This window comes from Rania fehmarnensis, assembly GCF_056494185.1.
In genome coordinates this window covers 7,043,068-7,057,247 of the sequence record NZ_CM151398.1, presented here as the reverse complement: position 1 = coordinate 7,057,247, position 14,180 = coordinate 7,043,068, and the positions used below count along the sequence as shown (strand labels likewise).

10 protein-coding genes are annotated in these 14,180 nt (G+C 55.2%); 4 read left to right on the top strand and 6 right to left on the bottom strand.

Features of this window, described 5'->3' with window-relative positions; translation table 11 throughout:
- Positions 1 to 6 precede the first annotated feature (6 nt).
- From SH573x_RS23945 to SH573x_RS23935, 3 genes are read right to left on the bottom strand one after another with little or no spacing between them, the layout of a single operon-like run.
- On the bottom strand, positions 7 to 1,695 hold the full coding sequence (locus SH573x_RS23945; RefSeq protein ID WP_479350455.1) for an ABC transporter permease: 1,689 nt from the start codon (positions 1,693 to 1,695) through the stop codon (positions 7 to 9).
- Positions 1,692 to 2,648: an ABC transporter ATP-binding protein gene (locus tag SH573x_RS23940; protein WP_479350453.1), complete on the bottom strand. Its 957-nt coding sequence runs from the start codon at positions 2,646 to 2,648 to the stop codon at positions 1,692 to 1,694. The genes SH573x_RS23945 and SH573x_RS23940 overlap by 4 nt, the downstream gene beginning before the upstream one ends.
- A 15-nt stretch (positions 2,649 to 2,663) precedes the next feature.
- Positions 2,664 to 5,186 (bottom strand): hypothetical protein, encoded by a 2,523-nt coding sequence (locus SH573x_RS23935; RefSeq protein WP_479350452.1) that lies wholly within the window; start codon positions 5,184 to 5,186, stop codon positions 2,664 to 2,666.
- A 230-nt stretch (positions 5,187 to 5,416) separates the two neighbouring features.
- Between SH573x_RS23935 and SH573x_RS23930 the strand changes: the two genes are divergently transcribed.
- From SH573x_RS23930 to tmk, 4 genes are read left to right on the top strand one after another with little or no spacing between them, the layout of a single operon-like run.
- Positions 5,417 to 8,011 (top strand): CehA/McbA family metallohydrolase, encoded by a 2,595-nt coding sequence (locus SH573x_RS23930; RefSeq protein WP_479350450.1) that lies wholly within the window; start codon positions 5,417 to 5,419, stop codon positions 8,009 to 8,011.
- 18 nt (positions 8,012 to 8,029) lie between these two features.
- Complete coding sequence (locus tag SH573x_RS23925; RefSeq protein ID WP_479350448.1) at positions 8,030 to 8,452, top strand: 3-hydroxyacyl-ACP dehydratase FabZ family protein; 423 nt, start codon at positions 8,030 to 8,032, stop codon at positions 8,450 to 8,452.
- Between the two features lie 11 nt (positions 8,453 to 8,463).
- Complete coding sequence (locus tag SH573x_RS23920) at positions 8,464 to 9,267, top strand: enoyl-ACP reductase FabI (protein ID WP_479350447.1); 804 nt, start codon at positions 8,464 to 8,466, stop codon at positions 9,265 to 9,267.
- A gap of 9 nt (positions 9,268 to 9,276) precedes the next feature.
- Positions 9,277 to 9,885, top strand: a complete 609-nt coding sequence (tmk, locus tag SH573x_RS23915) for a dTMP kinase (RefSeq protein ID WP_479350445.1) — start codon at positions 9,277 to 9,279, stop codon at positions 9,883 to 9,885.
- An 87-nt stretch (positions 9,886 to 9,972) separates the two neighbouring features.
- Here the strand turns inward: tmk and pnp are convergent, their stop codons facing one another.
- From pnp to SH573x_RS23900, 3 genes are all read right to left on the bottom strand, one after another.
- On the bottom strand, positions 9,973 to 12,243 hold the full coding sequence (pnp, locus tag SH573x_RS23910; protein ID WP_479350444.1) for a polyribonucleotide nucleotidyltransferase: 2,271 nt from the start codon (positions 12,241 to 12,243) through the stop codon (positions 9,973 to 9,975).
- Positions 12,244 to 12,685: 442 nt separating this feature from the next.
- Complete coding sequence (rpsO, locus tag SH573x_RS23905) at positions 12,686 to 12,955, bottom strand: 30S ribosomal protein S15 (RefSeq protein WP_479350442.1); 270 nt, start codon at positions 12,953 to 12,955, stop codon at positions 12,686 to 12,688.
- 612 nt (positions 12,956 to 13,567) lie between these two features.
- Entirely contained in the window at positions 13,568 to 13,921 is a 354-nt protein-coding gene (locus SH573x_RS23900) for a DMT family protein (protein WP_479350440.1), read from the bottom strand.
- Positions 13,922 to 14,180 lie beyond the last annotated feature (259 nt).

Genomic DNA, 14,180 nt, shown 5'->3' with positions numbered 1-14,180 from the left:
GTTCTCTTAATCGGGTCGCGTTAATTGCCAGGTGCGAACTGCCAGGATAAGCAGGCAACTCACCGTCATTCCAATTCCAATCCACCAAGAGGTGGGCAGCAATGAATACTCTTCAAATCCAGGCGTACGAATTTCAGCCAGGGCGGCAGCCGCAGGATTGATCAGCAAGACGCGTTCGACAAGCTCAGGACCAAAGGGCTTACCACGAGCGAGCCATACCAATAGCGTGCCGGCAAAGAGAGCCAACAACACACCGTAACTGGTCGCCGTCGCCGCGGCGGCTGATTTCAAGAACGCGCTGACCATGGCGCTAATCGCAATGATCAACATGGCCGACAGGATCAGTGACACGAGCACTCGCTGAACTTGTGGCGCGATCGAAGGTTGAATCCACATCATCACCACGTAACCGGGCAATGTCGCCAGCAAGATAAGCGCCATGGTCCATACTACGCTCATCAGTTTGCCAACCACGATCCGTACGGCCGACATGGGCGTCATGCGCAACAAATTCCAACCACCGGTCTCTCGCTCGCCAGCTATCAAACCCGCTGCCAGGCTGGGGCCAAGCACAATCAGCAGTGATGTTTGCATCAAGACCAAGGTGGCGGCAATTCTATTTACGCCCCAACTGACAGTGCCAGTGGCAGATATGACCGTTAACAACAACGAGACAATCGCGCAGATGGAAACCAACCGCACCAACCAGTGAAGCCGACCGAATTTACGCGTGCGAAATTCCTTGACCATTACCGGATTGATCCACAGCGGGATACCCGCGGATCGGGATTGTGGATCGATCAAGTAACTCACTCGACGTACCATGCGTCCCTTTTCGCGATCTTGGGACATGACCCCGGTTGGCTTGGGGCGATCTGATCGATAGGGGCTGAGCGCGTTATAGGTGGCAATGGCACAGACTGCACTAAAGAGCACTGCGGCTAGGCAATACCCCATCCAACCTTCGGCTAGCGCCAGATCGGAAGTGACAGCATCCGTGCTCGTTAACGAACGCAGCGCGCCCAGCGGCGAGAGTTGCGTCAGCAGGCGAGCGAGCACACCTGAGATACTCGCCACGTTGCCAATGATCGCCGATGGAGCCAACGAGAGCACCACTAAGGCCAACACTGCGGCATACGTCCAGCGCAGGCTCGAATCGCTAGTCGCGGCCCGCGAACTGACCCACAAACCTACGGCGCTGAATTGCAGCGACATCGCAAACAGCACAGCCAAAAGCGGCAGGATTTGATCGCGTGCGGTCAGGCCACCCATGGCATAACAAGCCGCCAGCGCTGGCAAACTAACCGAGATGATCAGCCCAGCCAAAATAAAATTGCTGAGCAGCTTGCCCAGATAAATATCCCAGCGATTCATGGGCGAATTCAGCAGTAGCGCCAGCGTACCGCGCCGTCGCTCCGTGACGAGCGCCGTAGCCGGAAAGGCGGGCACGAGCAGAAAGATGGCCGCTGCCAAGGCATAAGCCAGCGGACCGAAAACCTGCATCGATCCTTGGCTGACGGTATCAGCCTGGCTGAGCAAATTTGTTTCGTTAACTACGCTTACACGTGAATCGCTCGGCCAGCGTATCCACACCAACACGCTCGCCAACAAGGCACACGCAATAATCGAGGCCACCGTGCGCGTGGCTCGCAGGCGATCTAATAGTTCGCGACGAAGGACGGCAGTGTTCATCATTGTTTAGGACCAGCTACACTCAGGAAGGCGTCTTCGAGGTCACTGGCCACTTCACGGAACTGGGCGATTTCGATTTGTTGGCCGACCAGGTGTTGCAACAATCCAGCCAACTCGCCCTCGGTACGCGAAGTAGGAAAGCGTAGTACGCGCTCCGTTTGACTAACACTGAGCGTCTCGTCAGCCTGCACCCAACCTGCCAAGACCTGCTGCGCATGCTCGATTTGTTCGGGCCGTAGCAATTGGATTTCAAAGCTTCGGCGCGGACAAAGTTGGCGCATCACGTCGTCTAAACCTCCGAAGGCTCGCAACTTGCCCCCAGTGATAATCGCGACGGTATTACAGATGCGCGCCAACTCGGGCAGAATGTGACTAGTGACAATCAGAGTCTTCCCACTGGCGGCCAGCTTCAGCAGTAACTCACGCATTTCAATGCGCGCTGTCGGATCCAGTCCGTTAGCAGGTTCATCCAGAATGATGACTTCAGGATTATGCAGCAGCGTTCGCGCGATGCCAACACGTTGTTGCATACCATGACTGAGACTCTCAACAAATTTGTCCTGCATATAAGCCGAGTTGGTCGTCTCGAGAACTTCGTCGATCCGCTTCTTGCGATCTCGTACCGATATGCCATAGGTTGCGCCAAAGAAGTCGAGATACTCACGCACCCGCATGTTGTCGTAAGAACCAAACCGATCGGGCATGTAACCCACCAACTGTTTGATCTTGCGTGAACCTTGCGCACAATCGACACCAGCGATCGACGCGCGGCCAGAGGTCGGTCGCGATAGACCGACCAAGATCTTGATACAGGTTGTTTTGCCAGCGCCGTTGGGGCCAATAAAACCCAGGATTTCACCACGGCGCACACGAATGCTGAGCGCATCCAACGCCGTGAATTCACCGTAACGTTTGGTCAACTGATCGGTTTCGACAACGATGTCGGGACTGCTCATTGTTGGCTTTCGAGATTAACGTTGGGCGACTTGCCCATCAATGTTGATACGAAGGTAGTCGACCTGCCAGTTGGCGACTTGACTACCCATGTCAAGAAGGGACCTGCCTTCTGGATTGGTGATGTCCAGTTCCAAGTCGATGAATCCGCCACGGGCCAGTGCCAGTACGGCAGGGTCAGTGATGCGAACTTGCAGCGCACTGAGAGGGCTGTTGAACTGTTCCAGCTGCACGCGTTTATTATCGACGATGGCTGATAGTTTTACAGTACGCTGCGGGGCGCGCATTTGTAGTTCGACTTGAATTTCGCTGGCTTGCAGCGGTTGAACTTGGGTGGGGATTTCAAAACGCAGTGCGATCTTGGCACCAATCGATGTTTCCTGTCGCCACCAACCAGCGGTGTTGGAAAAGTTGGCCGCAAACGAGCCCTCAAACTGAAATGTACGAGCTCGTAAAACCGTATGCGGAACGTGCACCTGTTGGCCAGAGGGCACCGGCTCCAATTTCAATGGCAGCACGACCAAAGCGGACCCTCGTTCGTCGCGAGGTTGATCCCACTTGATCGGAGTCGGCCAGAGTTTGGTCCAACCCATTACGGCTGGATAACTCGGATAACTTAAATCGCTCTCGGTGGCTTGCAATTGTTTGTAGAACTCATCGCGTCGAGTTTGTTCGTCATTGACGATCGTAGTGCCCAGCCAAGAATCAGCCAGCGTCAAATGTTTGGTACCAACCGGCGTCTGCTTGCCCGGCTCTAATCGCTGCGCCGGCTGCGGATCACCGGCCCAGTATTGCACCACGGCATCTTCCAAAGGTTCCATGCCCTCAGGCAATTGGATCGATAAACCTTGCTGATCGATGACTCCAACTACATCTAACGTTTGCGGTGGTATAGCAAACTTGGTTTGCATGCGCCACAGTCCATTGGGCCAACCAGAACTAGATAGCTCCCACTTGCCATGATCGATCCAGGTCCAGCGACGCAGGTCTAGTTGTTCCGTCGTGCGCGGCCAGTCGACCAGTGAATCGCTTTCCGCAGTCAGCTTGGCCTGATCTACGCCCGACATATACGTGGCGGTCCACTCGGTGCCTTGCAATATGTCGGAACCAGGTTGAACTTCGATCAATTGAACATGGGCAGAGGTGTTGGGGATGTCGCGGCGCAAGTTCAGCGAGGCTACCAGCAGAGGCAGCGCTGACGCGATGGATATCAATGGCACTAGCCAGCCCAGTGAAATCAATTTACCGAAATACCAACATACGGTTCCGCATGTGCATAGTGCCAGGCAGAATCCAAAGACGACGGTTAGCACAAAGCCGCGATCGAGAACGGGATTGCCGATATGTCGAACCGGATAGAGAACATCAGCAGTATCAAGAGGCGTCGCCGTCGAGCGATGCTCATACAGACGATCGGAAATCGGTTGTGCCCAACCGCGCATTTGAAAGTTCGTGTTGTAATCTTCACCAGGCTTACGTTGCGATTGGCGAGGCTGTATCCACCCGGCCGCGCCCAGTGTCGTAACCAACAATCGCCCTTTGCCCACTTGGTACCAAATGGCTGCAGGAAAGCCATCGATGGTGTGGGAGACATCGCCTCCGACTTGAGTTGTGCGCCGTAATCGAATCGGCGTATCATCTTCGACCGTGCGGTCTTGCTCTGATAATGGCGAGACCATCGCATGTTCCACCACAAAGCGATTCAGTTCAATATCGTCTAGCATTTGACAAGACATGCCATCGGATAACAGACGGCGGAGATTCTCCGGAGTTATCAGATCAAACATTACCCACACGCGACCACCGGCGGCCAGCCAGCGTTTCATGGCATTCATTGCCGCCAAATCGCGAAAGGGTCGGTCGTTGGCGATCACGATGACATCCAGTCCTTCCCAATCCACCATTTGACAGGGCAGGTTTTCGTAATCGATCGACAACATCCGCCGGCTCAAGTCCGAATCGACTCGGGCTGCAATCGCTAGTTCATAGGAGTAGTGTGGCGGCAGAGGTGGCCATTGCCATTCGGCTAATCCCGGCGCATCAGGGTCGCTTGCCAAGGCTGTGATCAGTGTGTCGGTGGCCATCATGGCGCGCAGCGAATCGATCATGGGCGTGCCGGCTTTGCCCACCAAGACGCGCTGTGGATTCTGCGGATCGTTCAGCGAGAAACTGATCTCGACAACTCCGTCGGGCCTCAAGTTGGCAGGCACACGTAGTCTCAGTTCGATACTTCTCATGCCCTTAGGCGGAACATAAACATTCGAAGCAGCCTGGAGGTCCGGGGCTGTATCGATCTTGGCAATGGCTACTGCATTACGACCCTCGGTCGAAGAATTGCTAATGATGGCTTGTAACGCAATTGTTTTGCCCGGCCGAGGGCGACTGAACGGGGCCATCGTAACCCCTTCCAGTTTTAGACCCTCAGCATTCAATGCTTGTTCAGCGTTTTGCGCTTGGGCGGGCAGCGTACTGCTGATCACCGACCACAGCAGGACAAGTCCCCAGAAAGTGATTGGATGGATCCGAGAAGACAACAGCATGGGAGGTAGACTAGCGAATCAGCAAGTGGCAGGGAATGAGGAGCCCCCAATCATAGACGGTTTCAACAGCGTATGCCACTATCGACGCACTGAAACTACTTGGCCCAAGACATTAGCCGGCCAACGCCACTACCTGGTTTGGCTAACGGCCACGCGCTTAGAATACTCCTGGGCTGGAAACCCTCGGCATGGAACTCGATTAATCACCCCGCTGACTATTGGACGCGATCATGCGACTTCGACTGCTGCTTTGCCTGTTGGCCCAATGGCTGTTTTCGGCAACTCTACCGGGTGCGGAACTTATTCAGCTGAACGAGCAGAACTTCGACAAGCTTTGCCCACGTGGTAAAGAGAGTGATGCGATCTACGGGGACTGGGTCTTACGCAACGAACACCTGGTCGCCGTGCTTGCACAACCAACTTCGACACGTAACGCAAATATGGGTGTGCGCAATGTAGGTGGAATGTTGATTGACATGACCTTGCGCGGAGTCAATTCCGACCAGCTGGGTTGCTTTTATCCAGGGGGCGGACGATTCAATTTTCATGACATGGCTCCAGCCACAGTGCGAGCCGATGGAAAACAAGAGCCACTGGGTTCCAATACACGCTTCGAAGGGCGACGACTTGAAGTCAGTTTCGGTGGTACTCCAACCAAAGGCAGCGATAGTGTGGCACTGGTCACCTATCAACTGGGCGATGGCGACGAAGCCCTGGGCTACGCGGTCGAAGTAACCAATAAACTGGCCGGCCAACTGGAGATCCTTGCGCTCGACACGCTGCGCTGTGATGGTCCTTCGTTCAAATCGGAATACGAAGACACTCTGCGCACCGTCTGGGCTGCTGATCAATACTTCGGCCAAGCCTACGGCATCTTGCCTACCGTCGGTCCACTGCAAGTGGGCAAAGAAGCTCGCATCCTTTCGCTAACACATAAAGAAGTTCCGACAATCATCGAGGCTGGCCAATCGCACAGTTGGAGTGGCCAGGTAATTTGCAGCCAAGGAGTACCAGGCATTCGATCCATCGCCGGCGCGCTGCGAAACAATCGTCCGATTCAATATTATCAATTGGAGCTGAACGCGGCAGATGGCGCCGTCAGTAGCTGCACAGTTGAATTTAAACGTGATGGTAAGTCGTTAGGTTTGGTCAACTCTGACAGGCAAGGCTGGGTGCGCATGCGCTTGGAGCAAGGCGACTACGACGTCTTGATCCGCCCCTACGCTCGTCCCACGCGAGAGCACAAAATTAGTCTCGGCGTTAATGCGCTGGCGCAATCGCTAACCCTTGCGCCGGCATCGCGTATCAAAGCCAAAATCGTGGACCAAGCCGGCACGCCCATACCGGCCAAGCTGCAGGTAATCGGCATTGAAAGTAACGGGGCGTTTACCGAGTCGCCCAACTATGGTCCCGACGGCGCCGATTTCGGCGTTCGCAACTTACTCTATACGGCCGACGGCACCGTGTCCTATCCGTTGGCACCCGGCAAGTATTCTGTGCTGATCAGCCACGGACCTGAATATGATGCGGTCACGAAAGAACTCGAAGTCAAAGCCGGCCTGGTGGCTCAGTTGAATGCCGAGCTAATTCGTTCGGTAGATACGACCGGTTGGATAAGCGGCGAATTTCACAGTCACAGTAGTCCCTCGGGCGATAACACCTCCCATCAACTTGGCCGCGTGCTGAATCTGCTGGCGGAACACCTGGAGTTTGCTCCGTGTACCGAACACAATCGCATCGACACTTATGAAGATGATCTGCAACAGCTAAAAGCTACCGCGCTGCTGGCCACGTGTACCGGGATGGAGTTGACCGGTTCACCGCTGCCAGTGAATCATCAAAACGCCTTTCCGCTAAAACGAACTCCCCATCTGCAAGATGGCGGTGGGCCGATTACCGATGTCGATCCCGTAGTTCAAATCAAACGCCTGGCTATGTGGGATGACAACAGTGACAAAGTTGTTCAGATCAATCATCCTCATCTGCCGCAGATTCTGGGTGATCGCGATTTGGATGGCCAGGCGGACGCTGGCTTTCGTGAGATGTTTGACTTGATGGACGTGGTCGAGATCCATCCGCTAGAACGTATCTTTTCTGTGCCAGCGGTGGATCTTGCGCCGCGCGATCGCGGTGAGAATCGTCCGTTTGCCTGGCTGCAGTTGATTAACTTGGGTTATAGCTCGCCGGCCGTGGTCAACACCGATGCTCATTACAACTGGCATGGATCGGGATGGCTGCGCAATTACATCGCCTCTTCCACCGATGATCCGGCCAAGATCAAGCTCGAAGAAATGTTGGCGGCCATCCAGGCTGGCAACATGACGATGACGACGGCTCCCTTTCTGCAAGTTGAATTGCGAAACCAAGGGGATAACTCCGTGCGGCGCACCATCCCAGGTAATCGAATCGATTTGTCGAAGCTGGCGGACAAGCAGACCCGGTTGTGGATTCGCGTGCAATGCGCCAACTGGTACGACATCAATCGCGTTCAAGTCTTTGCCAATGGACGCCCTGTGCCCGAGATGAATTTCACGCGCGGTACTCATGGCAGCCTGTTCGGCACTAGCCATGTTCGGTTCGAACACGAGTTGGAAATTCCTGTGCTCAGCCAGGACACCCATTTTGTGGTTGCCGCCATTGGCGAAGGGTTAACGCTGGGCGAAGTTTTCGGGGAAGAGTTCGGTAAAATGCCGCCTGTGGCCCTCTGCAATCCCATTTACGTAGACGTCGATGGCGGTACATTCAAACCCAACGGTGACAACCTCGGAGTGCCTTTTATGCTGCCCGAGGGAGTCAGTACACCTGCGAGCGCCAAGTCTCCTTGAACAAGCTATTCCCCAAAAATGCCCGCAATACCTGATGCCATACTAAAGGCCATACCACATCGACCACCGATGTTGCTGGTCGACGAAGTCGTTTTGCAGGATGCATCCAAGATCCACTGTCGTAAGACGTTTCGTGCGGATGAATTCTTTCTCCAGGGGCACTTCCCTCATTTCCCTCTCGTGCCTGGTGTGATCCTATGCGAATGCGCTCTGCAAAGCGGAGCCATCTTGCTGGCTGATAAAGTGCCTGAGGGTAACAAAGTCCCGGTGGCCACACGTTTGGACGGCGTGAAGTTCAAACAAATGGTGCGGCCTGGCGACACGGTCGATATCGAAGTGACGCTAACCGAAGTCGTTTCGACGGCCTATTTCATGACCGGTAAGGTTATCGTCGGTGGCAAACTGGCTGCCCGACTGGATTTTGCATGTACTGTTGTTTAAAGGTTTGACGCATGAATTTTCTACAGTTGGCGGGCAAGCACATTCTGGTATTTGGTGTCGCCAACAAAAAGAGTGTGGCCTATCGCATCGCCCAAGTGCTGACTGAGGTGGGAGCCAACGTTGTCTATGTAGTCCGCAGTGCCCAGCGCAAAACGCAACTGGCAAAGCTGCTGGGTGATGCACCTGTGTATGTGTGCGATGTCGAGCGACAAGCGGAAATCGATGCGCTGGCTGCACAGTTGGTACACGACTTCGATCAATTTCATGGTGTGGTGCATTCGATTGCTTTTGCTGACTACAGCGATGGCATCAAACCGTTTCATGAAACGGGTCGAGCGCAGTTCTTGCAAGCGATGGACATCTCCTGCTTTTCCTTGATCGCCATCGTCAATGCGCTCAAGAGCCAGCTAGCCAGCGATGCCAGCGTGGTCACCATCAGTATTTCGACCACGCGCATGGCCAGCGAATCGTACGGTTATATGGCACCCATCAAGGCCGCCCTGGATTCCTCGCTGGCGTTCTTGGCAAAGTCCTTCAGCCGCTTTTCGCAAGTTCGCTTCAATGGTGTCGCAGCAGGTTTACTGAAAACCAGTGCATCGGCGGGCATTCCAGGTTACGTCGATTCGTACTTGTTCGCGGAAAAGGTTATTCCTCGGCATGAAGCGGTGCAGACTGACGAAGTCGCCAATACCGCTGCCTTCTTGCTCAGTCCGCGATCCTCGGGTATCACGGCTCAATCCATCGTCGTCGATGCTGGTATGTCCATCAACTACTTTGATCAGGCTATCGTTAGCCAGATCGCACAGAATATGTAGTCGGAACACATGGGAAAATTTATAACGCTCGATGGCGTCGATGGCGGCGGCAAATCGACTCAAGTTCAACTGTTGGTCGAGTGGTTAACCGGCCAAGGCAAATCGGTTGAGACCTATCGCGACCCGGGTAGCACAAAACTCGGTGAAGCACTGCGCGAAATACTGCTGCACAAACAAGAGATACCGCTGGCGCCGACCAGCGAGATGCTGCTGTACATGGCCAGTCGTGCACAACTAGTCAGCGAAGTCCTGCGGCCCGCGCTGGCCGCAAGCGACTTTGTGATTACCGATCGTTACTTGCTGGCCAATGTGGTTTATCAAGGCGTAGCCGGAGGTCTATCGCCTCAATCGCTGTGGAGCGTAGGACGTGTGGCTACCGGCGGGCTCGATCCCGATGTGACGATCGTTTTGGACTTGCCAGTCGATATCGCAGCCCAGCGGATCACGCGAACCCGCGATCGACTGGAAAGTCGAGGCAGGACCTATTTTGAGAATGTGCGCCGCGGCTTTTTGGAGCAGCACACTTTTGCCGGCGGCAAGAGCTTCGTGATCGATGCTACGCAGAGTGTTGAACAGGTGCATGCAGAAATCATCGAGTGCATCCGCTTTGAGATTTGAGATCATCAATCATCAATCATCAATCATCAATAAAAATAGCCGGCGCTTTCACGTCGGCTATTCTTGTTTGTTTGCTGAAGCAATCGCTTAGCGTCGGCCGCGGCCACCGCCGCCGCTGCTGCGACCGCCACCATCTCGACGTCCGCCACCGCCACCGCTACGTGGACGACCGCCACGATCGCCACCGCGATCTGGGCCACGGTCTGGGCGTTCTGCGCGCTCAGGACGTTCGCCAGCTTCGCCTTCGGTCAGGTTAGCAAACTCGTCTTCAACGCCGAGTTCTTCTAAGGCGCGGCGACGGCTCAGCTTGACGCGGTCTTGTTCATCGATGTCGATGACGATGACCTTCATGGCATCACCGACTTTGCAGATGTCATCGACGCTGGAGACAAATCCGCTGGACAGTTCGCTGATGTGACAGAGTCCATCGCGACCGGGGAGGATTTCGACGAACGCACCGAAGTCGCGGATGCTGGAAACGACGCCGTCGTAGATCTTGCCGATTTGTGCCGTGGCCGTGCAAGCTTCAACGCGAGCCAAGGCTGCCTTGGCAGCATCACCGTCGGCAGCGGCGACTGTTACCGAACCATCATCTTCAACATCGATGGTGGCACCGGTGTCTTCTTGGATGGCGCGGATGTTCTTGCCGCCAGGGCCGATCAAGAGGCCAATCTTGTCTGGATCGATCTTGGTGCGTAGCAAGCGTGGCGCGTAGCGACTGGTCTCGGTACGTGGCCGAGGAATCGCTGTGATCATCTTCCGCAAGATTTCCATGCGCGCTTCGCGAGCTTGCTTCAGAGTTGCGCGGACGATCTCTTCGCTGATACCGTCGATCTTCAAGTCCAACTGAATACCGGTGATACCATCGGGAGTTCCCGCGACCTTGAAATCCATATCGCCGTAGTGATCTTCGTCGCCGATGATGTCGGTCAGCAAGACCCACTGGTCATGGGATTGCTTGACCAGGCCGATGCTGATGCCGGCCACGGGATTGGTGATCGGTACTCCAGCGGCCATCAAACCGAGCGTAGCTCCGCAAACGCTGGCCATCGAGCTCGAACCGTTCGATTCGAGAATATCGCTGATGACGCGAATGGTGTAAGGGAACTCCTCGTGATCTGGTAGCACGGGAGCGACACTGCGTTCTGCCAGGGCGCCGTGACCGATTTCACGTCGACCCGGACCGCGAATCGGACGGCATTCGCCGACAGAGAACGACGGGAAGTTGTAGTCGAGCATGAATTTCTTGCTGTATTCTTCGACCAGGCCATCGACGCGCTGTTCATCGCGAGCGGTACCCAAGGCGACGGTGATCAGCGATTGAGTTTCGCCGCGTTGGAAGATCGCAGAGCCGTGGGTGCGAGGCAGCACATCGGTTTCGCATTCGATGGCTCGCAGGCTAGTGCGATCGCGACCGTCAGGCCGCGTTCCACTCATGATCAAATCGCGCACGACCTTCTCTTGTAGGTCATGCCAGACGGACGAGAACTGGTTGGGATCAACTGCTGGGTTAGCAGGGTCGGGAGAGATTTCCGACCAGGCTTTTTCTTTCAGAGCTTTTACTGCGTCGGCTCGGGCATGCTTGCCTTCGGTCGTCTTGGCAGTGCGGAACTGATCGTAGTAAGTGCTGCACAGGCGATCGAACAGGCCGTTGTCCGACGGAGCGACGAACTCCATCTTCTTGACACCGACGCGATCGGCCAATTGGCGCATCAGGCCGATGACTTCGCGAACGATATTGTGTCCATACACAATCGCGTCGACCATTTCGTTTTCGGGCAGTTCTTGGGCAAAGCCTTCGATCATCAGGATCGAATGTTCGCTGCCGGAGATGATCAGATCCAATTCGCTCTCGTCGAGCTGATCGGAATTTGGGAAAGCGATCAACTCGCCATCGATGCGTGCCACGCGGGCCGAGGCGATTGGCCCCTGGAATGGCAGTGGCGTAATTAGCAGTGCGGCTGCGGCACCGTTCATAGCGATGACGTCGGCATCGTTAATCAAGTCGCTGCTGACGACCATGCACTGGATTTGAACTTCGTCGTTGTATCCTTTGGGGAAAAGCGGACGAATGGGGCGGTCGATCAGGCGGCTGGTCAACGTTTCTTTGGTGGTAGGCCGGCCTTCACGTTTGAGGAAACCACCTGGAAATTTACCGGCGGCGGCCATGCGTTCGCGATAATCGCAGGTCAATGGAAAAAAATCGGTGCCAGGTCGCGATGGTCCGTTGGCAACGGCACTTAGTACCAATGTGTCGCCATACTGCGTCATAACGCAGGCGGCTGCTTGTTTACCCAATTGCCCTGTTTCAAAGGACAGGACTTGTGCGCCAATTTGTTTTTCTACTCGAATCTTCACTTCACTATTTCCTACTACAAACAACTACTACATGAGTGCGAGGCATTGGACAGGCACGTCGCCAGTCGGCCGGCAATGGCCGGCAATCAGTGATTCTCGCACTTGGGTCGCACCGGGTGCTGGGTAAAGAACCTCAGAGGCGACAACAGTCTTATGTGCCAATCGATTGGCGACACACGACGAAAACAGGGCCAGCATCAGAAGGCTGGCCGCAAACGGTACCATTAAAGTGGCGATACCGCTTGTTCCAACTAATGATTCCTAAAAAGCTGCACACACAGGCGTAACCAGCGCTGCTTGCCCTGCCAAGAAATTCCCGTAGAAGCTTCTCTCGTGCAGGCGACCAAGAATCCAAGTGCGCAGACGTGGGTAGCGAAAAGCAATTGACAACAAGTGGGGCCTGGCAGAATGGCAGGACCAGACCCGAACTTAAGCTGCAAAACTATTTGCGGATATTCAGGCGACTAATGATGTCCAAGTATCGCTGAGGGTCGTGTCGACGCACGTAGTCCAAAAGACCACGGCGCTTGCTAACCAAACGCAGCAAACCACGGCGACTGGAATAGTCTTTGGTGTTGGTGCGCATGTGCTCGGTCAAGTGATTGATCCGTTGCGTTAGCAGCGAAATCTGCACGGACGAACTGCCCGAATCGTTTTCGCTACCACGAAATTGCTCAATTGCCTGACGTCGTGAATCGGTCGAAATACTCATAAGTCCTTAACACCACTTGTGTTACATGCCGCCTTGCCAGGCCGACACACTCGATAAAGCTTTAAAATCGTAATTTGTTTGGACCAAAATGTACCCGAAATTCAAGAACTTGCAAGGCGAGTTACTTGCAGCCGACTCGTAGAGCGGCTGTCCCCAGCCGCTCAGCACCCTCTAACCCCAGCCCCCTCACACCCAACGTCTATCCCCCGGCGCGCCCGGGGACAGAGCACGCGCACGCGCTCAAAAGTCCAATGCTAGCCAATCAGCCCAGGGTCTGTCCCCGATCGTAGAGCGGCTGTCCCCAGCCGCTCAGCACCCTCTAACCCAGCCCCCTCACACCCAACGTCTGTCCCCCGGCGCGCCCGGGGACAGAGCACGCGCAGGCGGTCAAAAGTCCAATGCTAGCCAATCAGCCCAGGGTCTGTCCCTGATCGTAGAGCGGCTGTCCCCAGCCGCTCAGCACCCTCTAACCCCAGCCCCCTCACACCCAACGTCTGTCCCCGGGCCCGCCCGGGGATGTCCCCAATCGTCGCGCCGGAGATTGGATGAACCAAAGTCTGGCGGCGTCGGCTACCGGGGCGGCCGCCGGGGCCATCTACAGATAAGAATGCCTTAGGTGAATAGGTTCCGGCGAAAGATGAAGAAGGCGGCGCCCAGCAGGCAGAGGCCGGCCCACAAGTAGTCCCACGTCAGCTTCTCACGCATGTAATACACGGCAAAGGGGACAAATACCGCCAGCGTGATAACCTCCTGCAATATCTTGAGTTGCCCGAGCGTCATGACCTGGTGCCCCAGTCGGTTGGCCGGCACTTGCAAGACATACTCGAAAAACGCGATCCCCCAACTCGCCAGAATAGCCACCAAAATTGGCCGGGTTCCCAAGTTCTTGAGGTGACCGTACCAAGCAAACGTCATGAAAATGTTGCTGCATACCAGCAGCCCAAAAGCTATCAAAAATATTCGCATACGCATCTATTTGAGGATTAGGGAGCAGGCCAGCTCTTGCTAGCCTGACAAGAAGGCATTCAAAATCGAACGTCGCCATTGTAGTGGCGAAATTGGAAGCAAAGAGAGGGTTCGGCGGGCTCTGCGAACACTGCGTTTCAGAAAAGAGATGCGTGAAGCAATTCGACCTTCGCCGCGGTCGCAAACGGTCAGAATCGCACACAAAATTCTCTGCCATTGAAAAACTAGGCAAAACACGGCGACTGTGCCGGCTGGCGTG

Bases quoted from the DNA above. Each gene is read 5' to 3' on its own strand.
- SH573x_RS23945 (WP_479350455.1), bottom strand. From the start codon at position 1,695: ATGATGAACACTGCCGTCCTTCGTCGCGAACTATTAGATCGCCTGCGA.
- SH573x_RS23940 (WP_479350453.1), bottom strand. From the start codon at position 2,648: ATGAGCAGTCCCGACATCGTTGTCGAAACCGATCAGTTGACCAAACGT.
- SH573x_RS23935 (WP_479350452.1), bottom strand. From the start codon at position 5,186: ATGCTGTTGTCTTCTCGGATCCATCCAATCACTTTCTGGGGACTTGTC.
- SH573x_RS23930 (WP_479350450.1), top strand. From the start codon at position 5,417: ATGCGACTTCGACTGCTGCTTTGCCTGTTGGCCCAATGGCTGTTTTCG.
- SH573x_RS23925 (WP_479350448.1), top strand. From the start codon at position 8,030: ATGCCCGCAATACCTGATGCCATACTAAAGGCCATACCACATCGACCA.
- SH573x_RS23920 (WP_479350447.1), top strand. From the start codon at position 8,464: ATGAATTTTCTACAGTTGGCGGGCAAGCACATTCTGGTATTTGGTGTC.
- tmk (WP_479350445.1), top strand. From the start codon at position 9,277: ATGGGAAAATTTATAACGCTCGATGGCGTCGATGGCGGCGGCAAATCG.
- rpsO (WP_479350442.1), bottom strand. From the start codon at position 12,955: ATGAGTATTTCGACCGATTCACGACGTCAGGCAATTGAGCAATTTCGT.
- SH573x_RS23900 (WP_479350440.1), bottom strand. From the start codon at position 13,921: ATGCGAATATTTTTGATAGCTTTTGGGCTGCTGGTATGCAGCAACATT.